We start from the raw sequence: 21,811 nt of genomic DNA on the forward strand, positions 1-21,811 counted from the left end.
CTTTTAGTTCGTCCATAACCGCTTTAGCTTGAGTTTGCGTTTCCTCATCTAAATCTGCGAATGGATTGCCGTGACGATTGCCTTTCCCTTGACGTTCACCCATCTCAGGTAATTCAATACCAAGTGCTTCGAGTTGAGTTTGCGCTTCTTCTTTTGTAATTGTGTCGTCTTGTAGTTCATCTAGAATTGCTTTTGCTTGATCTTTTGTTTCATCATCCAAATCGGCAAATGGACTACGGCGCTCTTCTTTATCCTTTGAAAGAGCTGTTGCGCTTTGTTCAGTTGCGTTTTCTGTTAAAGTGTCTGTTGTTTCTGATGCAAACACTGGGCCCACTGCGGATCCTACAACTCCAATTGATAATGCACTTGTAGCGAGTAATAACGATAATTTTTTGTTCATTTAAAATTCCTCCTAAGTTTTGATGTGATGTCTTACAATGCTTACTATAAAGTGGGTTAGTGAAAGTTTAGTGAAATTGAAAAAGAATTTTCATTTGTTTTTCATAAAGGTATGGTATTTTTAGAAAAGATAAAAAGGGTTTTTTATGAGAGGAGGGTTCACATGAAAGTGCTACTAGCCGAAGATGATGAGCGCCTTGGTGAACTGGTCGTTCATTTATTAAAGAAAAAAGGAGCTTCTGTTGTCGACTGGGTAACAGAAGGTGAAGATGCCATTGCTTATGCGCAAGCCTCTTTTTATGATGTCGTCATTCTCGACTGGATGATGCCAAATGGCGATGGCGTATCCGTTTGTCGACATTTACGAGCAGTGGGTTATAGCGGGGCGGTATTGATGTTGACGGCAAAAGGCACTGTGCCAGATCGAGTAGAAGGACTAGATGCCGGGGCAGATGATTATATCGTCAAACCGTTTGAAATTGAAGAGTTATGGGCACGGCTTAATGCGTTAACGAGACGTACGCGCACACCAATCCGAGAAGAAACGGTGATGATTGGCGAGTTATTGTTAAATCGAACAAGTCATACGCTCTACTATCAAGAAGAAGAAATTTTGCTCACACCGCGTGAGTTTCAATTGTTCGAACTGCTTGTAGTAAATCGGGGACAAGTACTGACCCGTGAATTGATACTCGATCGCATATGGGGACTCGATGCCGAAGTGTCTTTAAAAACAATTGATGCCACAGTGAAGCTATTAAGGAAGAAAATTAGCCGCACCAGTAAAGAAGAGTTCATCAAAGCGGTTCGCGGGGTGGGGTATAAAATTGAAGCGTGAAAAAAGAACAAAGCGAGCTGAAAAAACAAAAGATGTCTTTCGTGCCACACATAAACGCCTGACCTTATTTTACAGCGGCATTTTTTCCATCTTTTTGATCCTCTTTGTAGCGATTGTGTTATTTATTTTGTATCAAGTAGTTTTTAGCGGTCAAGAGCAGGAACTACGGCAGCTTGCCGAACAAGAAATAACGGATCTTCGCAGAGAAACTTTTGGTCCGGTTGCTCCTACGCGGAGACTGCCGCGCCAACAATTTCTAGCAGAAAATCAACTGTTTTATTACGTACAAACTTCTGATGGCGAACTTGTAGTATCTAATGAAGGCATTGAACAGCTACAGCCATTGTATTTGGACCTTATTTCTAGTTGGACCCCTAGCGAAACGGAAGTTAAACAAGAGACCATCACGATTCCAATGGAAGATCCTGACTTTAATGAGTTTCAAAATTTCAATTTTACGGTTCTCACTTTAGCGCGTCCGGTCGTGGTTGACGGTGACGTTGTCGGTACGATGTATATCGGTCTCGACATTTCCAATATCACACGGATTTTCCGTTGGACGGTCATCGTACTTAGTGGACTAGCTGTTCTCTTTATTGGTATCGGAATTGTGCTTAGTTATATCATGTCAAAACGGGCACTCGTTCCGGTTCAGCGGAGCTACAACCAGCAACGTGAATTGGTGGCGAACGCATCACACGAATTGCGAACGCCGCTAAGTACGATTTTATCTTCTATAGAAGTGCTTGAAATGGAGCGGGAAGAGAAAGATCCTTTTACTGGACGTATTTTGGACGGGTTAAAACATGAGGTTCGTCGAATGACTGTATTGGTTAGTGATTTGCTGACACTGGCTCAAGCAGATTCACCAGGTGCCAACGCGCTAGTTTGTAACTGGTGCAACTTAACTCTAGCGAGCGAACAATTGCTAAGCTCTTTTAAAGCAAGAGCAACTGCTAAAAAAATCGATTTAACACTAGATGCACCTGCGGAAGTAAACGTATATGCAGATTGCGACAAATTAGTTCAGCTATTATCGATTCTACTCGACAATGCGATCAACTATACACTAGAAGGCGGCAGTGTTACTGTCACCTTGCAAATACGCAACGATTCTTTATTGCTTGCCGTACGAGATACCGGAATTGGCATTGCAGCTGCTGACCAAGACCGTATTTTCGATCGCTTTTACCGAGCAGACAAAGCACGGACCCGAAAAGAAGGTGGACATGGACTTGGTCTGGCAATCGGCAAATGGATTGTAGACGCACACGGTGGAACGATTTGGGTGGAAAGTTCAGCAGGTGAAGGGTCGTTATTTCAAGTACGGATTCCAAATGGTGACAAGTAAAGTAAGCAGGTAGTATTTTAAAGAACATGACCTTGAACAGGTTAACAGTCGACTTATAAAATAGAATGAGATAAGATTCAACACAAAAACCGCCGCATAGAACTTCCGTCGGCGGTTTTCGCATTGGATAAAAGAAATAAGAAGGTCTTTATAGATTTACTAGCTTGCATGAGAATTAGTGAATGTCACGCTTTTTAAAGCTGCCGCCTCTTACTTCGGCTACATCGTAAACGGCTACAAAGGCGTTGTTGTCAATTTCGAAGATGATTTCTTTCATTTTACTGTCTTCGAGTCGGTTGATGATGCAGGTGATTTCTTTGTAATCCTCGTTTGTGTATGCCCCTTTGACGATATTATAGGTGGCATTACGCCCAAGACGGTCATAGATAGTTTGGACGAGCAGCTCAGGGTTACGCGAAATGATTTTATACGTTTTAGAGCCACTGAATCCTTCTTCGACTAAGTGAATGACTTTGGCTGCAATGTAATAAGCAATTCCTGACAAGAAGGCACCTTTTAGACCAAAGACGAATGAGACGATGATAAAGACGAACATGTTAAGAAATAAGATCAGGTCACTTGTCCCAAATGGCAGTTTGCGAGACAACAGTACGGCCAGCATATCGATTCCATCGAGTGCTCCACCGTTTCGCAAAGCAATTCCCATTCCAAAACCAATGATGATTCCCCCAATGACTGTGATTAGTAATGTGTCTCCGACAATGATAGGTGGAATATGGTGCATAAGGGTCGTCGCATAGGCAAGAGAAGCAATACCGATGGTGGAGTAGATGGCGAAGCTTTTCCCGATTTGCTTATACCCTAAATAGATGAATGGAATATTTAAGACGGCAATCAGCAAACCTAACGGTATTCCAGTCAGTTGGGAGCCAACGATGCTGATACCGGTGACCCCACCGTCCGATACATTATTCGGAATTAGCACAGTTTCGAGACCATATGCGGTGATAAAAGCACCGATGATGATGGGCAATGCTCGCAAAATTACTTTAACTTTATTAGCTTTTCGTTTTTTATTTAGTGCAGTCATTCTAGTCCTCTTTTCTATCTTTTCGTGATGTGGTTTTATCCTCAACTATTAACTATAATCCTTTTATTGCTGATTTAGTAGCGCCAAGTTCAATAGAAACAATTAAAGACTGTTTTAATTGTTTCCAAATTTTGCGAGACTGCAGTTTTTTCGTTTTACTTAGAAAGGTGAGAGAAATAACTTTTTATCCAAAAAATTCCTTTTATATGATATGATAGAGTCCAATTGAAGTCTTGAGAAAATGTCCAGGTCAATAAAAAAGGAGCTAAATAAGAACATGGAGATTGTCTATGAAGTAACCGAAGAAGCGTATATTGATTTTAATTTATACCACGCACAAAATTCTGAAACGGTCAGGAAAACAATGACCATGCAACGAGTGTTGGTCCCGATTATTTATGTAGTGATGGCCATCGTACTTTCGTTTATATTGGATATTACAATCTTATTCATGGTAATTCCGTTTCTGATCATGGGAATTTTATGGGCTGTATTTTATCCGAAGTATTTTTATCTTCACATTCGGAAATTAGCTAAAAAGTTACTTCGAGAAGGAAAGAATACAGGAATACTAGGTGTGCATACTATGATTTTTACAGAAGTGGGTCTTCGTGAAATCAGTGCAACAGGCGAAGAACTGGTATCGTGGGCGGGTATCGAAAATTTCGGCGAAGATACATCCAATTTGTATTTATATAATAGCGGCTTATCTGCTTATATTATTCCTAAGAGCAGCTTAGTGGATGTTGATCGAATTCGTCAATTTTTACTAGATAAGATTAATAACGAGAACTAGAGGCAAAGGCTGCATCTATTTTGTTAGAGAAAGACAGGACTATAGATTAAATCCAATACTTATGTAGGAGCGCCGGCAGAAAATATTCTGTTCGGTGGCTTTTTGATTTCTATAAAATTAGTCTATTGAAGACTCTATTCAAAAACAATTGTAATGCATTCTTCCTTATATGGTAGAATAATCGTAATAAAATATTTTTGTAAAATTGAGACAGCGGTGCAAAAAGAGAGAAATCCGCACTACTAAAAGACAAGGGGGTTATGTATATGTTAGGGGATAGAGACGAAGACGTATTCACGAAGAAACCAGTGGAAAAACGCAGGCTTGGTGAACCAACTGGCGCGTTCAAAGGTGCATCTTGGGGTGCATTGCTTATTGGGGTATCAACGTATTTAATCGGTTTGTACAATGCAGGAATGGAGTTAAACGAAAAAGGCTATTATATTACCGTTATGATTCTTGGACTTTACTCGGCCGTTTCTCTTCAAAAAGCGGTAAGAGACCGCGATGAAGGAATACGCGTTACCAACTTGTACTACGGCATTAGCTGGTTTGCGCTCATTGCCGCAATTTCACTTATGGCGATTGGCTTGTTTAATGCAGGTAGTATCACGTTGAGTGAAAAAGGCTTTTACGGCATTTCGTTCGTCTTGAGTTTGTTTGCTGTTGTGACCGTACAAAAAAACGTGCGCGATACAGAAGAAGCAAACAATATGGATGAGTAGTGAGAGGCGTAAGAACTTTGTAAAATCACGCCATTAATCAAAGACAAAATTTAACGAACAGAAAGAGGAAACCAATTGAAAATCCAAGTTAAAAAGTTAATGTTATCGACTATCGTAACAAGCTTTGTATTTACAGGGGGAGTCGGTAATGTCTTCGCACAAGAAACATCGACAAACGCTAAGCCAGAAACGGAACAAATGCAGCAAAACAAACAAGAGACCAAGTATTCGAAAAAAGTAATGGAAGCTGTACGCGTTGCTTTAGGAGCAGATGCAAAATCTACGCAAAAAGATAGCGCTATCAACACATTGCCAAAAACGCAAGTTATGGATTACTACTTGGCATCATTTGGTAAAAAGCTAAAAGGTAACGAAGTTCGTCGAGCAGTAAAAGAAGTGTTTTCGGTTGATTTGAACATGATTTCAGAAATGAATTATGGCAGCAAATTGAGCGTTTATTCGGATGACATTATGGAAAGCTTGCGAGTTTCTTTGGGAGAAGCACCAACATCTAAAGCAAAAGACGAGCAGATTATGAGCATGATGAAAAACGAAGTAATGGACCTCTATATAAAACAACATGATTATTCACTTACAGGGGTAGCGAGCCGAGCGCTGATTAATGGTATTTATGGCGTTAACTTGGAAGGAATCTCTGGTTTGGAATACTTGCAAATAGCCATCTATTCTAAAGGACAATGGATTATAAAAAGTGACAAGGATTTATTCATGTTAAAATCTAGCCTTGACGATGTGGATGTGTCGATTTCTACAACGCCTTATTTTAAAGAAGTAACAGGCAGCGACCAACTGCCAGCAGCTTTAAAGAACAAATTTCTAGATATGGGCTTTACTTATATTGAAGAAACCAACCTTCTGTATTACAAAGACCCAGCCGGCAAATCAGTTTCAGATCAATTCAAAGGGCAAGTAATCAGGCTTCTTGCTGGAACAGTAATAAACCAATACCAAAAGTAATTCTTAGAAGCTCAAACCGCCTATCTCTCAACCGAGATAGGCGGTTTTTTCTTGTTTAAAATTGACTTTCTAATTGCTTGGAGTGCAAGCGCTCGACTCCTGCGGGGACAGCACGAGCTGGAACGGAAAGCAGCCCCATTATGCTCCTTGTCAATAATCATTCCTATGAACCAAGTAGAAAAATGCTTGACTACTGATTAGAAAACGTCCGTCGGAATGTACAACCCACATTTTCTCAACTCAATCACAAAGCCTACTACCAATAGTCTATTCCTCGCTACTACCTTGTAACAGTCTTACTACTGCTTAGTCAGTGTTTATCAACTATTGGGTAGGACTTTATCTTATAGTGAAGAACAAGTACTAAGTATCACGATTAAAATTGAGAAATGGGGATGTATGATGAAGAAGGAAAAAGTATTTTCTGTATTGGGTTCGGCTGTCTTAGCAAGTTCCTTATTAATTCCTTTTACCACAAATGCCATGGAGATTTCAGGACCGATCGCTTCAACAAGTGTTTTGGAAACCCAAACACATGAACAATTGTATGACGCTCGAAATGTGCTGAGTGGCGTAATCCCTACGAGCAAACAATTACTAGCAACCAATAAATTAATCGATTCCATTGGAAGCGGCACCAAAGTTCAGTGGAACAAAATGTTTGGTACACCTTCATCCATCGTAAAAGATAAAGGGTATTTAACAGCTCCATCTTCAGGTTCTGCAGAAACGATTGCGCGCGGCTGGTTAAAAGCCAACGCTGAAGTTTTTGGATTGGCTGAAAAAGATATCGATTCCTTAAAAGTAATTCGCAATTATAAAGTGCCTGGCACAGGGCTTCAACCTGTTACATTCCAACAATCATTTGACGGAATCGAGTCGATTTTTGGAGGGCGTGTAATTGTCGCGGTCAATAAATCGGGACAGATATTATCCGTAACAGGCAATTTGTCGAAAGCAAAATCTTTTGTAAATGACTTTGCGTTATCCGAAGCAGATGCATTAAACAAAGTCATTTCATTAGAACAACCGGGTTTGGCGTATACAGCTAAATCAGCAGGACAAGCAAATGGTTGGAAAGTGTTTGACGGGAATAATGTATTACCGACTAAACAATACGTGAAAAAAGCGGTGTTTTCTAAAGGCGATGAAATGAGACCGGTTTACCGCGTCTTGTATATCGAAGAACTTCAAGAAGGTGCAGAAGTGATTATTGATGCGAAAACAGGAGAACGGCTATACGAACGTTCACTTGTTCAACACTTAAATCCAGAAGGTGCGATTTTTGAAAACTATCCGGGGTCATCTAAAGGTGGGACGTTGGTCAATAAATCCTTTAAAGGTGACGCTGCTGCTTCACCAAACGGCTGGTTACTTCCGACAAGTGAACTTGGCGTTACGACACTTGGTAACAATGCAAATTCGTTTGCCAACTGGAGTAACTTCTTAGCACCAGCCGATCAAGCGGTTCGACCGGTCAATCCGTTAGGACAATTTAAATACCCGTTCTTAAATGCTTGGCAAAAGAGTAAAGGGCAAGCATTGCCTCCTTCTTATGCAGAAGACGTCAACAGTGCGACAACAAATCTATTTTATCACCACAATTTGTTCCACGATTATTTCTATAAACTTGGATGGGTTGAAGGTGCAGGAAATCTTCAGACCACAAACTTTGGCAAAGGCGGATCTGATGGCGATGCCATTATGGGATTGGTTCAAGCAGGAGCGGTTTCAGGTGGGGAACCAACATACACTGGTCGTGACAACGCTTATATGCTGACATTGCCAGATGGGCTTCCAGCATGGAGCGGGATGTTCTTATGGGAGCCGATCGCAGGCGCGTTTGAAGGCGAATATGCAGACGGTGATTACGATGCAGGGATTATTTATCATGAATATTCTCACGCTTTGTCTACTCGATTAGTTGCCGGCGGAGAGTCTCTTGGCAGCCATCAGGCAGGTTCGATGGGTGAAGCTTGGGGAGACTGGTTTGCGATGCATTACTTGATCAAAAATAACTTACAAGACAAAGCAGTTGTCGGTGCTTACGTAACAGGCAACGAAGAACGAGGAATTCGCAGCTGGGCATTAGAAGATAGCCCGCTGCAATACGGTGATATCGGCTTTGATATTATCGGACCTGAAGTTCACGCAGACGGCGAAATTTGGGCAGCGATTCTTTGGAAAGTTAGAGAAGATTTGCTGGCGTCACTTGGTAAAGAAGCAGGTGAGAAAGTCGTTGAGCAATTGGTCATCGATGCGATGCCAATTTCTGCTCCGAATCCATCAATGGTAGATATGCGCGATGCCATCATTGCAGCTGATACAGAACGTTACGGTGGGAAACATTACGACACATTGTGGGCAGCCTTTGCAAGTCGCGGGTTAGGATTTAATGCAGCTTCAAATGGCGGCAACGATACCGACCCAACACCTGCTTATAACCATCCGGTAAATGACAAAAATGGTTTGTTCGCCGGCAAGATTATTAACGCCGCTACAAATAAACCCGTTGAAGATGTTCGCATCATTATTGGTGAATATGAAGCTAGAACAAGTGCCGTTACGAAAACAGCAGAAAAAGGCGCATTTGGCGTTCCAATGTTAGCCGGAACTTACGACATCACCATCCAAGCAAAAGGCTTTGGTTCACGAACACTTAAAGATGTTGAAATTGATACAGGTAAAAACAAAGCATTGAAAATTTCGCTAGAACCAAACGTTGCCTCTTCATCAAATGGTGCAGCAGTTACGAGCGTGTCTAGTGAGTCTGACAGCAACCAAGTGAAAATGGCCATTGATGATACAGAAGCGAGTGTATACGCATCTGAAGCTCAAGAAGGCGGCTTTACAGGCGCAGAATTTGTTGTTGATTTGGCGACGGATAAAGCGGTTAAAGTTTCTAGCGTCAACGTCAGTGCCTTTAAAGACATCTCTAAAGGAAGATTTGCGACAATCAAAGACTTTACGGTACTTTCTTCTATAGACGGGGAAACGTGGACGGAGATTGTAGATAGTGAATTTACAGCTTCGATTCCACGTCCAGCTACACCTGATTTGCACTACAAAGAATACGAATTAGAAAAAACAGTGGAAGCGAAATACTTGAAACTGGTTGTGAAAAACGCGCAAAATAATGCAGCTGGCTATATTCAAGTAGCTGAACTGCAAGCATTCGGACCAGGCAAAACAAAAATTTCCCCGCTTGTGCTAGAGCCTGAAGAGCCGTTTGTGGCTACAGGAACAGTTACAGCAGGGAACGCTGGAACGGGCATCGGCAACTTAGCAGATGTGGGTGCGACCCTTGCGGTAACGGAAAATGAGTTTGTGACTACCCAAAATCCAACTCCGACGACACAAGGTCTGGACGGTTACGTAGTGACGTTGCCTTCACCGTACGGAGACGGAATTCATACGTTTAACCTGACAAGCTCAGCAGAAAGCGACTATGATTATGACGTGTATTTCTACAACAAGAACTTCGAAGTCATCGGATCAGTTGCCACTTCTGGAGCTGACGAAACAGGAGTCATTCCTGGTGGCACGGCTTACGTCTATGTTGGACTGTACAGCGGAGCAAACGTACCCTTCACATTTACAGCTCTAAGCCCGTATTAAGAAATTTAACCTTTACGTCTTTACTAAAAAACCGTTAGAGAAAATTCAACATTTTCTCTAACGGTTATTTTTGTGTTATTTACGCGATTGCACGTATATGGAGGGGGATACCACTTTATCCTCTTTCTGTTAGTGTCTTAATGCAAACGATTTCGAAAGTATGATAAGGTAAAAATATGGCAATTTTGTAAAGCGAGAGGAGGTGGAAAACTTTGCTTACGAAATTCAAAAAAAGCATTTTGCTTTTTTCCACTGTATTTTCTTTGCTGATTCTAGAAGCGTGCAACTTACAAACAGAAGAACCAAAACGACAAATCCAAGAAGTTAACGAACGGAGCAATCGACTAGAATATTTGGGACGAAATCTTGAAATCGCGGTATTAGGGAGTCCGCCGAAAGTAAATACAGATAAAGTCACTTTCACTTCAGTGGATATCGAAAAATTGAGCATTCAAACAGCCGAAGAATACGATGGATTTTTCGTCATGGAAGAATATTTAGAGAGGGCCGCTGACGGTCCCTATACCAAGGTATTTGCAAATTCAAACGTTCCTTTCTTCTTTATCGGGACAGAAGCTTCTTATCTCCCGTTTGTAGACGATGAGGTAAGCTATGAGGATTATGCTAAGAGAATCCATAATGAAGAAATCTTTGCTCAAGGCTATTATCCTGGAGCTGAAAGAGGTGCTTTGGGTTGGTCATTTAGTATTTTGGTGAAAGATGTTACTGAGAAAGAATACAGTGAATTTGCTAGAGAACTTTATTACGAGATGTTTAAGATTATTGGAGATTTGAATACATTGTAAAGCAAAAAGCTTAGCCATCTTCTTGCATTTAAGAACAGCAAAAACCCCGCAGCTGCCAAGTTGGCAACTGCGGGGTTTTGATCATTAGTTTGTGAAAAATGCTTCGTGGTGACGGCTAAATGCTACTGCGAAATCACCGCGTAATACTTGCTCACCAGGGTTAAATGTTGCTTGTACTGTTGGTACAAGATCATATTTACCTTGAGTAACTGAGAACTGAGCGTTTAGGATGTTAAGGTCTAGTGCAAGTTGAACATATGCTTTCAAGTCAGCAGGAATGCTGTCTTGGTCTTTAATCGTAATACGTTCATCTTTATATTGAACTGTTACGTTGCCTGAGAAAGCTTCTGCTTGTTTTTGCAAACCTAAACTTTGTACTAACGAGTAAGCAAGTTCAGCTTTTGTTACGCTCCCTGTCGGATCGAATTTACCGCTTGCTTTTGCTTTCATAACGCCATTAGCGAATTGAGCATAATCACGGAAAGCTGATCCTTTAGCTGTAATGGCTTCTGCAAATGGAGTGAATTCAGAAGAAACGTCGTTAAAGCTTGCTGTTCCAGGAAGGCTTTGACGAATTTCAGCACCCATTACTAAGTAAGTAGCAAGATCTGCACGAGTTAATTTAGCATCAGGTCTGAATTTCCCTTGAGCGTTAGAATCGAATAAATGGTTTTTGACGCCCATCGCGATTGCTGGTTCTGCAGCGTGACCCGCGATATCAGTTAGTCCAGTGATGCCATTTACTTTTGTGAAAGAAAGAACTCCTTTTACTGTTTCCGGAAATGCAAGGCCAACCGGATTTGCTTCATTGCCGCGTAAGCCGCGTACTTCAGCTTTCCATTGACCAGCTACTGGGTTGTTAACAATAACAGTACGGTCATAAGTTGTCGCAAACAATAAGCTAATACCTGAGCTGTATTCTGTGCCGTCTGGAGAAATTAGGACCAAGTTTACTGGGTTACCTGTTTCTCCAAGAAGACCTTCTGCATTTACTTTTGCAGACAAGATCGAAACGCCTTGTTCTACAGAAAAGTTATGTTGTGTACTTTTAGCTACTACATAATCAACTGAGAAATCTTCGCGTTTTGTTTGTTCTGAAACGTTCGCATTAAATGTTTTTTCGCTGTTTAATGTTGCACCGTATGTTTTGTTGTTGAAAATTGAATCTAGTGCTGCATATGCATTTACATAACCAGCGCCAACTTCCCATGTTTCATAACCGGGCATGTTTGTCGCCGTGTTTTGAAGAAGTGATTTTACTTCGTCAGGTGAAAGGGTTGGATCTGCTTCTAATAGTAATGCTGTGATTCCTGCTACGTGCGGTGTTGCCATTGAAGTTCCGCTCATCGTCGTGTAATAAGGAAGATGTGCGGGTTCAAGTGTTGTCGCATCTTGTTCTGCTGCTAATGATGTAACTGGAGAAACGGTTCTTGTTGATACAATATCAACGCCAGGAGCAACGATAGAAGGCTCGTCTTTCCAAGACCAAGTTTTGCCGTGAAGGTCAAATGTGCTACCTACATCTTTTGTTCCGCGAGAAGAAAAGTCAGCAAGGGTACCATCTTTTTCACCAGCTCCAACTGAAATGACCCAAGGAGCTTTTGCATATGGATTGTGTGTATCTGAACCAGGACCTGCGTTACCAGCGGCGAATAAAACAACAATTCCGCGGTCATACGCTTTTTTACTAGCTAAGTTGATCGGGTGAGTTGGTACAAAATCTCCACCAGAACCCCATGAGTTTGTGATTACACGGATATTGTATTCTGTTTGATGCGTAATCGCGTAATCGAAACCTCCGATACCATCAAGGACGAATAATGCACCACCAGAACCATAGCCGATCAAGTCAGCGCCAGGAGCGGCTCCTTCGTATTTACCACCAGACATTGCGCCAGTACCGCCAACAGTTCCAGCTACGTGAGTACCGTGTCCAGAGTTTGTGTCAGTGTTTGGAACATCTTCTGTATAAGAAACAGGAAGAATGCCTGTAATGCTTTGAAGATTTGTTGATCCTAAAACGTTTTGTACAAGATTTCTACCAAGTTCATGATCTTTATGTGTGCCATCAACGCCGCTGTCATTGACAACCACTCCGATACCATCACCAGAAACCGGTAATCCACCATTTTGTTTTCTGAAGTTATTATCCTGTTGTGCTTTATCAACGCCAGTAATCATGTTGGCATCAGCATTGAAATACTCAAGTTTTTCGTTCAAGAAAACAGATTGTACTTCAGGGTTTTGCGCTAGTTCTTCGATTTGTTGTTTTGTTGCGAAAGCACCCACGATTGGGAGGCTCTGCATACTAATGGCGGATTTAATTCCTAACCCTTCCAGCAGATCAAGCTGAGCCTCTGTGGGTTTTTGATCTCCTCGGAATGTAACAATAACTTCTGTGGCTCCTTTGGAAAGAGCCGACCAGACTTTTTCATCTACCTGTGCAGTGGTAGTTGACTGCGGGCTGTTTGCATTTGCGGTAGAGAAAGCTGGGAAGATTAAGAACAACATCGTAACGATCAACAAAATCTTTTTCATTTCATCATTCTCCTTTTCTCAATAGTTTGAAAAATCTTAATTTAATTATCATCTTTTTACTATAGCTTGCCTATTACGCAGAGGTTGTATTTTCCGTTCCCGAAGGTCCTAGGCAAATTACTACCAATGGCGTAGAAGGGCAAAAAAATACCCCCTATATAAATAGGGGGCGGTCAAAACTTATTTTTTAGTTTTTACTTTTTTTTTTCGTTGGAACAAGAGTTGCTGGAGCAAGGTTTTCTGCTTTAATGGCTTCGATAGCTGCATATGCATTTACGTAACCAGCGCCAACTTCCCATGTTTCATATCCTGGCATTGGAGTAGCCGTTTGTTGCATCAATTCTTTAATTTCAGCAGAGGATAGAGTAGGATCCACTTCGAGCATTAAGGCAATGATGCCTGCTGCATGTGGAGCAGCCATCGACGTTCCACTGAATGTTGTATAATACGGCAAATGTGCCGGTGAAATTCCTGTTGCATCTTTATCAGCACTTAACGCTGATAGTGGTGTGAAAACGCGCGTTGAAACGATATCAACTCCTGGTGCTGTGATTGTCGGGCGATCTGCCCAAGTAAACGTTTCGCCGTCAATAATGACAGTGCCACCTTTATCTTTAACGCCACGTGATGAAAAGTCAGCTAGATTTTTAGAAGAATCTCCAGCAGCTACTGTCACAACCCAGGGTGCTTTTTTATAGTTACCAGAAATGGTTGATGCTCCAGAACCAGCATTTCCTGCAGAAAAAACAGTTGTAATGCCGCGATCGTATAATTTTTTAGTTGCGATATTGATTGGGTGATTCGGGTCGAAATCGGTATTCGAGTCACTTGTGTCGCCCCATGAATTAGTGATGACGCGAATATTGTATTCTGTTTGATGCGTTAGGGCGTAGTCAAATCCTCCGATTGTGTCCATGATCGCAATTCCAGCGCCTGAACCGTATCCGATTAAGTTTGCGCCAGGTGCAACGCCTTCGTACTTACCACCAGACATTGCACCAGTTCCGCCAACAATTCCGGTAACGTGTGTTCCATGTCCAGAAGTAGAATCTGTATTTGGGATATTTTCAAGGTATGCAACCGGTACTAAACCAACTGTACTGTTTAAGTTAATATTCGCCATAACATTTTGTACAAGGTTTTTGCCAAGCTGATGATCTTTATGTGTGCCATCAACACCGCTATCATTGATAACAACGCCAATGTTTTTACCAGTAATCGGTATCCCGCCATTATCAGCTCGGAATTCCGGATCTTCGCGAACTTGGTCAACGCCTGTCACAGAAGTAGAAGCTTCGTTTTCATATTGAAGCGGTGCGTTGTAGTAAATAGAAAGAATATCTGCTGATTCGGCTAATTTTGTAACTTGCGCCGGTGTTACAGATGCGCCTGCCATTGGTAAGCTTTGAAACAGTTGCGCATTTGAAATGCCTAAGCTTTCAAGTACTTGAAGATTGCTGTCGCTGTTTTTGAATGTAATGATTACTTCGATCGGTGTTAATCGATTTTGTAATAAGTTTTGCAGTTTTTGGTCGATGATAACTCCTTCTGTATTAGCTGAAGTTTGGTTTAATGAAAAAGGATTGAATGCAAGACCAAGTGCTAAACAAAGTGTGCTGATAACGATCAATAATCTCTTCATGGTTATCCTCCTAGTATTTTCAGAATTTTTCTTCTTATAATGATTTCATTTATTGCGGGTTAACGCCATTCATCGCGAGACGTATTTCTTCCTACATAAAAAGGCGTATACCTCTACTACTTAAGTAGTAGAGGTATACGCCTTTTAAAAAATTGTTATCTTAACGGCACTAAATTGTTTTGGACAGCAAAGATGATGGCTTGTGAGCGGCTTTTCACATCAAACTTTTTGAATATATTGCTGACGTGAATTTTGACGGTTTTATCGCTAATATATAGCCGGGTCGCGATATCTTTGTTGGACAGTCCTTCGACTAGTACTAGCAATACTTCCATTTCACGTGGAGTTAAGGTTTTGTCTTCTTGATTGTTTTCTTGTTTGTGCATAGATAATAATTTCTTGGTCATGCCTGGTGGAATCACCGATTCACCGCCAGCGACTGTCCGAATGGCATCAATCACATCTTTAGAAGGAGAGTCTTTTAGCAAGTAACCGTCAGCACCTTCTCGAATAGCTGCCATGAAATATTCATCGTTATTGTACATCGTCAAGACGATGACTTTAATGGAAGGATAATTGCTTTTTACCCAACGAGTCAGTTCAATACCATTCATTTGCGGCATGTTAATGTCCATCATGATAATATCAGGTGCAACTTTTGGCAGCATGTCGATCAATTGTGTACTGCCTGTCGCTTCACCAATGACTTCCATATCTTCTTCTTGTGCGATTAATGTTTTTAAGCCATCGCGTAAAATGGCGTGATCATCGACCAATAATACTTGAATCATCCTATTTGTCCCCCTTCAAATCCCATCTTTGGTATACGTACAATAATTTCGGTTCCTTTTGTTTCGCTACTTTCAATTTGAAGTGTTGCACCCACTTTGGCAGCATCTTCGTTCATTTGCAAAATCCCGTAATGGGGTTCTTTCATGGCCATTGTCATTGCTTCATACAATGAAAATCCGACACCGTCATCTTTAATCTTAAGAAAAATTTGTTCTTTTTGGTAGCTCAACAATATATTCAACGTGCTTGCTTGAGCGTGTTTAATGCAGTTTTGTATGCTTTCTTGGGTAATTGAGTAAATGACTTTTTCCGTCAATAAACTCAAGCGTGTTTGTACACCGCGTTGATCAAAGGAAATATCGAGTCCATTGTTGTGGCTCTTTTTAATCTCGGCAATCTTTTTTTGAATGGCTAAATCCAAACTGAGATTTTCCGTTGGATGAGGGCGCAATGCGTAAATCGAGTCGCGAATTTCCTTCAACCCTTCGCGTAACGTGTTATTGCTGTCGTTGATCATTTGTTGAGCTTCTTGTGGGTGAGAAGGAATTTTACGCGCTGCGCTATCAAATTTCATAACGGCACCTGCTAATGTTTGAGCAATGCCGTCATGAATATCATGTGCAATGCGATTGCGCTCTTCGAGTAAAATCCGCTGTTCTTTTTCACTGAAAAGCATTTGAGTTTTTAAGAAAATCGCCAATTGGTTTGAAATGGTGGAAATCGAATGAACGTCTTCGACCACAAAACTATTAGTGCGAATCTTCGTTAAAATAAGACAGCCGATTAATTCATTATCTAAAATTAACGGAGCATATACTGCCACTTGCATGTTTTTATCAAAGCATCGAGATAGTGGGGCGTGGTCTAGGTCTTGTTTATTAAAAACTTGCGTAGACCGAATTTGTTCCAATTTTGAAAAGTCCTCGCTTTGGAGTGTTTCGTTTAAATCTTCACGGCTTCCTTCCGAGAAAGTCAAATGCCAATGGTTTTGATCATCTTTTGTAAACAAAAAGCTTTCTTCGTAAAAAACAACATCGCTCAACAAAAGCTTAATGTCTTTATCCCATTCTTTTGTGGGAATGGATTTGTTTAATTCGGATGAAAAATGAAACAAAGCTTTCAATCGTTGCTTATCGGCACGCAACCTCAAAATGGTTGAACTGATAATTGCCAAAAAGATCAAAGGCGACAAGAAGAAGAAATAAGAAAAAATATCCACTTCGCCTCGATTTTGGCCTCCTAAGTAATAAAGAAGAAAGCCATAGACTAAGGAAATGCCAAAACTGAAAAGTTCGCCTCTGCCTTTTTCTGCCCAAATTGCAACCGTATATTTTTCAGGACGAAGAAACAACACGATATCAATGATCAGGTTGTTAATAATATAGAAAAGAGCAATAAAGACAAATAACGAAATGTAATTCATCGATATGTCAGGTCCGCTAAACAAAGGCATAGCCATGCTTTGAAACCAATGTGCGCCCATAAAACTAAGAACCAGTTGCGCAGGGTTGAAGAAAATGATGCGCAGCGGTCTTCGATAAATCCAAGTAGTTAATAAAACTCCTAAAAAATAAAGAACAATCGTCATTTCGATGCCGTAAATAAGGTAGGTTAAAAAGACGATTGGGAAGGTTAGAGAAGAGTTTCCTTTTCGAAATGGCATCGGATAATGTTCGCAAATAAAGATAAAACTAAGAAGCATTAATAATTCAAACGGTTTTTCAATAGCTGGCAAATGAAACAGTGCATAACCTACAAGAGACCAGCCCATTAACGAAATGACCATCATGAAGAGTTGAGCACTATGATGCTTAGCGGTTATCTTTTTCAATCAGAACTCACCAGCCTTTTTTTGTATTTTTTTATTATTCTAACATTATAGAGCTGCGGAACGAAAGCTAGTAAAATAATCTTAATTTATCAGAAAAGTCAGTTTATTAAAAGGGGAACATGTTATATTAGAAAGAGAGCAAAGTTCGTTCACATTATCACCCGACAGTTAATGATTTTATATGAGAGGAGGACAGGTTATGTGGAATTTAAAAAAATCTGTTTACATTGATCGGGGGATAGGGGAAGTTTATCAATTCGCAACAAATCCGAATTATTGGTATCAATGGTATGCAGGGTTATCTGAAGCAGAAAACCTTCTCGGGTCAGGTGCAAAAGGAACGAGTATGGATTTAAAGTATTTCTTTTTCGGAAGAGGGTTAGCAGTTCATGTCCTCGTGGAAGAAAATGCGGCTGTAGGAGATAGCTATGTATGGCGGTGTCTTGTTACAGGAGCGCTTGATGCGAGGCAGACATGGCGATACTATCCAAAAGAAGGCGGTACCGAACTTCATTTTGAGATGGACTATAATCTTAATGGCAACATCATCGGAAAACTAGTCAATACACTGTATATTAAAAAGCTAATGGCCAATTCTGTAGAACAAACATTGCAAAACTTAAAAGACATTAGTGAAAGTGAATAGTATGAGGAGTGAGGGAACAACCCGATTTTCTCTACACTGGATGTCAAATGAAATATGAAATAGGAAAGGCCAGGGGACGTGTTGTACACGTCCCCTGGCCTTTTAAATCTCTTTACTCTTCTGTTTTTTGTTCTCTTCGAACCACTAAAACGTCACATGGACTACTGCTTACAATATGTTGAGACACACTACCCAAGATATATTGCTCAATTGCATTTAGTCCTTGGGCTCCACATACTATTAGGTCAATATCCAAGCGTTTTGCATAGTCGCGCGATATGACCTTGTCAGGAGAGCCAGGGACAACGTAGACATGGACACTAGAGATTCCCGCTTCTAAGGCATCTTTTTTATAGTTATTCAAAAGTTCTTTACCATGATCAAAAATACGGTCTTCGGGATCAGGCACACTTTTTGTCATGGCTGAATAAGAACGCGTATCTACCACATAGATTAGATTTAGTGCGGCATCATTCCTTTTAGAAATTTCAATTGATTTTTTAAATGCCCAATCCGCTTCTTTTGATCCATCAATCGCCACCAAAATGCGTTTGTATTTTAAAGTCATTCTAATTCCTCCTAAGATTTTTTTCGCGTCAGTTACTATAGTTCTCCAAAATTATCTAAAACCCTCTTTTAAATCTGAATATTCTAATAATTTTATTTGGAAAGTAAAAAAGAAATCTATACTAAGTCCAGATTTATATGGTCACAAAATACAAGGGTTACAAACGTACAATCTATACCTTTAACCACTAATTCACAACTTACGTAAGAACTTGTCAATTTTTTATTAACTTTTAAAGGGTTTCTGCCGATATTAATGATAAAATAAGGTTGTGAAATAATATACATGAATAACCATTTATCCGTTTCTTTTATAGGAGAAAATAGATTAAACATAATAAAATAATAAAAATAAATATACCTAACTGTTTTGTTAGAAGATCGATGATCAAATTTTCATCTTTTTTAAGCTAATAAATCGATAGGTCAATGAATGGAGGCTTTGTTAATGGAAATTGAACAAACCAGGTATTCCCGGTTGGCCCATATAACGAAATTGATCAACACAAACTTTGAATTACGCCCATTGCTAGAACACGTCATTACTGCTATATCCGAGGAAGTCGTACGATGTGACTCTGTCGGAATTTATTTGCCGCAAGAAGACGGCAACTTCCGTGGGTATGTAGGAAAACCAGCTGTTATTAATGGCATGACACTCGATATGCATGTGGTGGATACAGAGTACGATTTATTAGCAAAAGAAGTAATTGATACTCAACAAACGATTTATATAGCAGACACGTCTAAAGACAATCGACCCGATCCAAGAGCGGTGGCAGGGTTTGGCATTAAATCGTTGCTAGCACTTCCAATTTCATATGAAGGTGAATTATTCGGACTTGTTTTCCTATTTGACTACGGAATTCCAATGGATTTGACTGCAGATGAAATACAAACAGTAGAAGCATATGTCAACATGGCGGGCGTAGCGATTCGAAATGTAAAGAACCTTCAACGAAAAGAAAGTATTCTGGCTGAAAAGCAGTTGCTGCTGGATTTGACGCGAGATTTGTCTATGACTTCATCCATGGCTGATGTTATGGAAAAGTGCTTTCATTACGTAGGGACCGTGTTGAAAAACGATAACATTGGCGTCCATTTACTAGACCCTATCGCTGGTGCAAAAATCAAACCGACCAATTTAAGTGCGAAAAGTGAATGGGCTGAAGAAGAATGGTTAGAAAAGCACAATGAACTGCAGTTTGATCCCTCAAATGACCGCGTTTTCGATGCAGTGGTTGCTGCTAAAAAGCCGATTTGTATTCGGGACGTCACAAAAGACGATAGAGTTAATCAAGAGGTTTGCAAATCATTTGGAATTACAGGCATGCTGATGCTTCCTTTTGTATCAATGGGGGAAGTGTTAGGGGCACTCGTTCTTGTCAGTTTTGAGGAAAACAATGAGGTCTTTTGTGATTCGGATATTGAACTTGCTCAATCCATCACAGAGGCTACTGCTTCGACTCTGTCTAACTTGTTGTATATGGAGAAGCAAGAAATGATTATCGAACAAAGAACGTCAGAAGTGGTTTTGAAAAACGATGAACTGAAAACAGTCGTAACAGAGTTAGAGAGTCTTAGCCGTGAAAAAGAACTGATTTTAAATTCAGTTGATGAGGGCATTTTTGGTTTTGATTTGGACAACAAGATCACATTTTGTAACCGAGCGGCAGAATCGATATTGGGTTATAGAAATGGCGAACTCATTGGACAATCGTACAAAAGTATTTTACCTGCAAACCATGACTTAATCATCACTTCGGTTTCATTAGAAGAAGATTTAAAATTTGTTAAAAAAGACGGCAATGATTTTTCTGTTGAATATGTCGTGTCTTCTATAAAAGAGAACGAACAAGTCATTGGAGAAGTTGTGACATTCAGGGATATCACAAAGAGAAAGCAATTGGAAAAAGAAATTAGCCATTTAGCTTATTATGATCATTTAACAGATTTGCCAAACCGAATTTTGTTAGAGGATTATTTAAAGAAAAAAACAGAAAAAGCAAAAGTATCAGGACAAAAAGTGGCGGTATTATACTTGGATCTTGATCGCTTTAAAATTATAAACGATAGCTTCGGGCATAGTTATGGAGATATGTTATTGAAGAACGTTGCAAATCGCATAAGACGGAGTGTACCGGCAGATGCATTTGTGTCGCGTCAAGGAGGCGATGAATTTACAATCGTCTTGCCAGGCTATGACAACAATCAAGAAGTATTAAATCTTGTGGATAACTTAATCGCGTCATTTACAGAACCATTCTCCTTAAAAGGAAATGAAGTGTATATCAAAACAAGTATCGGGATTAGTGTGTTCCCAGAGCACGGTAAGACTGCGGAAGTATTAATCAAAAATGCAGATGCTGCGATGTACAAATCGAAAGAAAAATCAGGCACGTATCATCATTTCTTTAAGAGTGAAATGAGTGACTGGAGTATGGAAAGCATTTACTTGGAAAATGCCTTATACAAAGCACTTGAAAACGATGAACTGAGCCTTCATTATCAGCCCCAAGTAGACAGTGAAACCAATCGCATCATTGGAGCAGAAGCTTTGCTTAGGTGGAATCATCCGACAAGAGGCATGGTCTCACCAATTGAATTTATCCCAGTTGCAGAAGAGACAGGCTTAATCGTGCCAATTGGAAAATGGGTTCTTTTAAACGCATGCAAACAGTTGAAAAAACTACACGCGCAAGGAAATTCGAATATGTCAGTTTCTGTGAATTTATCTGGAAGGCAGTTTGAAGAAGATGACTTGATCCCGATGATTGAAAATATTTTAGTGGAAACAGGAATCGCTCCAGAATTTTTGCATATTGAATTGACCGAAAACCAAATTTTCAAAAATACGCATGTAACTTTAGAGAAGATGAGAGAAATAAAAGCATTGGGTATCAAAATAGCGCTAGATGACTTTGGAACAGGTTATTCCTCTCTAGGGTATTTGAAAAACTTCCCGATTGACACGTTAAAAATAGACCGATCGTTTATGTTTGATATTTTAACAGATAGTGACAATGCAGCGATTACCAGTACAATCATTACACTGGCACAAAACCTCAACTTAAATGTTATTGCTGAGGGCGTTGAAACCGCAGAGCAACTAGACTTTTTAATGGCTAAAAATTGCTTTAACATTCAAGGCTATTATTACAGCAAACCATTGCCGGCCGAGGCATTAGAAAATTATATTGGCCAATCGACACCAAAAGTATAAGCGATTATAA

General features: G+C 40.2%; 15 protein-coding genes and 1 pseudogene. 9 read left to right on the forward strand and 7 right to left on the reverse strand.

Annotation, left to right across the window (positions count from 1 at the left end):
• A pseudogene (locus GPDM_RS03990) lies at positions 1 to 400 on the reverse strand (hypothetical protein); the annotation flags it as partial.
• Positions 401 to 562: 162 nt separating this feature from the next.
• Between GPDM_RS03990 and GPDM_RS03995 the strand changes: the two are divergent.
• Both GPDM_RS03995 and GPDM_RS04000 read left to right on the forward strand, forming a co-directional pair.
• Positions 563 to 1,237, forward strand: coding sequence for a response regulator transcription factor (locus GPDM_RS03995; RefSeq protein WP_008429205.1), 675 nt, complete (start codon positions 563 to 565; stop codon positions 1,235 to 1,237).
• On the forward strand, positions 1,227 to 2,588 hold the full coding sequence (locus GPDM_RS04000) for a sensor histidine kinase (RefSeq protein WP_008429207.1): 1,362 nt from the start codon (positions 1,227 to 1,229) through the stop codon (positions 2,586 to 2,588). The genes GPDM_RS03995 and GPDM_RS04000 overlap by 11 nt, the downstream gene beginning before the upstream one ends.
• A gap of 175 nt (positions 2,589 to 2,763) precedes the next feature.
• Here the strand turns inward: GPDM_RS04000 and GPDM_RS04005 are convergent, their stop codons facing one another.
• The gene (locus GPDM_RS04005) at positions 2,764 to 3,639 is read right to left on the reverse strand and encodes a YitT family protein (protein ID WP_008429210.1); all 876 of its coding nucleotides are present in this window, start codon (positions 3,637 to 3,639) and stop codon (positions 2,764 to 2,766) included.
• 277 nt (positions 3,640 to 3,916) lie between these two features.
• Here GPDM_RS04005 and GPDM_RS04010 point away from each other — a divergent pair, with 277 nt between their 5' ends.
• From GPDM_RS04010 to GPDM_RS04030, 5 genes are all read left to right on the forward strand, one after another.
• Positions 3,917 to 4,435 (forward strand): YcxB family protein, encoded by a 519-nt coding sequence (locus GPDM_RS04010; protein ID WP_008429212.1) that lies wholly within the window; start codon positions 3,917 to 3,919, stop codon positions 4,433 to 4,435.
• A gap of 266 nt (positions 4,436 to 4,701) precedes the next feature.
• Positions 4,702 to 5,160, forward strand: coding sequence for an inner membrane protein YiaA (gene yiaA / locus GPDM_RS04015; RefSeq protein ID WP_008429214.1), 459 nt, complete (start codon positions 4,702 to 4,704; stop codon positions 5,158 to 5,160).
• A gap of 75 nt (positions 5,161 to 5,235) precedes the next feature.
• Positions 5,236 to 6,138, forward strand: a complete 903-nt coding sequence (locus GPDM_RS04020) for a hypothetical protein (RefSeq protein ID WP_008429217.1) — start codon at positions 5,236 to 5,238, stop codon at positions 6,136 to 6,138.
• A gap of 402 nt (positions 6,139 to 6,540) precedes the next feature.
• Positions 6,541 to 9,756, forward strand: coding sequence for a M36 family metallopeptidase (locus GPDM_RS04025; protein WP_008429218.1), 3,216 nt, complete (start codon positions 6,541 to 6,543; stop codon positions 9,754 to 9,756).
• A gap of 212 nt (positions 9,757 to 9,968) precedes the next feature.
• Positions 9,969 to 10,562 carry a hypothetical protein gene (locus GPDM_RS04030; RefSeq protein ID WP_008429220.1) on the forward strand — a complete coding sequence of 198 codons (594 nt, stop codon included), beginning with the start codon at positions 9,969 to 9,971 and terminating at the stop codon, positions 10,560 to 10,562.
• Between the two features lie 84 nt (positions 10,563 to 10,646).
• Here the strand turns inward: GPDM_RS04030 and GPDM_RS04035 are convergent, their stop codons facing one another.
• The 4 genes from GPDM_RS04035 to GPDM_RS04050 all read right to left on the reverse strand — a co-directional run bounded on the left by GPDM_RS04035 (position 10,647) and on the right by GPDM_RS04050 (position 17,365).
• Complete coding sequence (locus GPDM_RS04035; RefSeq protein WP_008429222.1) at positions 10,647 to 13,100, reverse strand: S8 family serine peptidase; 2,454 nt, start codon at positions 13,098 to 13,100, stop codon at positions 10,647 to 10,649.
• A gap of 187 nt (positions 13,101 to 13,287) precedes the next feature.
• Positions 13,288 to 14,742 (reverse strand): S8 family serine peptidase, encoded by a 1,455-nt coding sequence (locus GPDM_RS04040; RefSeq protein ID WP_008429223.1) that lies wholly within the window; start codon positions 14,740 to 14,742, stop codon positions 13,288 to 13,290.
• 155 nt (positions 14,743 to 14,897) lie between these two features.
• Complete coding sequence (locus tag GPDM_RS04045) at positions 14,898 to 15,533, reverse strand: response regulator (protein ID WP_008429225.1); 636 nt, start codon at positions 15,531 to 15,533, stop codon at positions 14,898 to 14,900.
• Entirely contained in the window at positions 15,530 to 17,365 is a 1,836-nt protein-coding gene (locus GPDM_RS04050) for a sensor histidine kinase (protein ID WP_237704133.1), read from the reverse strand. The genes GPDM_RS04045 and GPDM_RS04050 overlap by 4 nt, the downstream gene beginning before the upstream one ends.
• A gap of 199 nt (positions 17,366 to 17,564) precedes the next feature.
• Between GPDM_RS04050 and GPDM_RS04055 the strand changes: the two genes are divergently transcribed.
• Entirely contained in the window at positions 17,565 to 18,011 is a 447-nt protein-coding gene (locus GPDM_RS04055) for an SRPBCC family protein (protein WP_008429229.1), read from the forward strand.
• A 112-nt stretch (positions 18,012 to 18,123) separates the two neighbouring features.
• On the opposite strand, the gene GPDM_RS04060 is transcribed toward GPDM_RS04055, so the two are convergent.
• On the reverse strand, positions 18,124 to 18,579 hold the full coding sequence (locus tag GPDM_RS04060; protein ID WP_008429231.1) for a universal stress protein: 456 nt from the start codon (positions 18,577 to 18,579) through the stop codon (positions 18,124 to 18,126).
• A gap of 447 nt (positions 18,580 to 19,026) precedes the next feature.
• Between GPDM_RS04060 and GPDM_RS04065 the strand changes: the two genes are divergently transcribed.
• Positions 19,027 to 21,801 (forward strand): bifunctional diguanylate cyclase/phosphodiesterase, encoded by a 2,775-nt coding sequence (locus GPDM_RS04065; protein ID WP_008429233.1) that lies wholly within the window; start codon positions 19,027 to 19,029, stop codon positions 21,799 to 21,801.
• The last annotated feature ends 10 nt before the right edge of the window (positions 21,802 to 21,811 follow it).

Origin of the sequence: Planococcus donghaensis MPA1U2, assembly GCF_000189395.1 — a bacterium.
GTDB lineage: Bacteria > Bacillota > Bacilli > Bacillales_A > Planococcaceae > Planococcus > Planococcus donghaensis_B.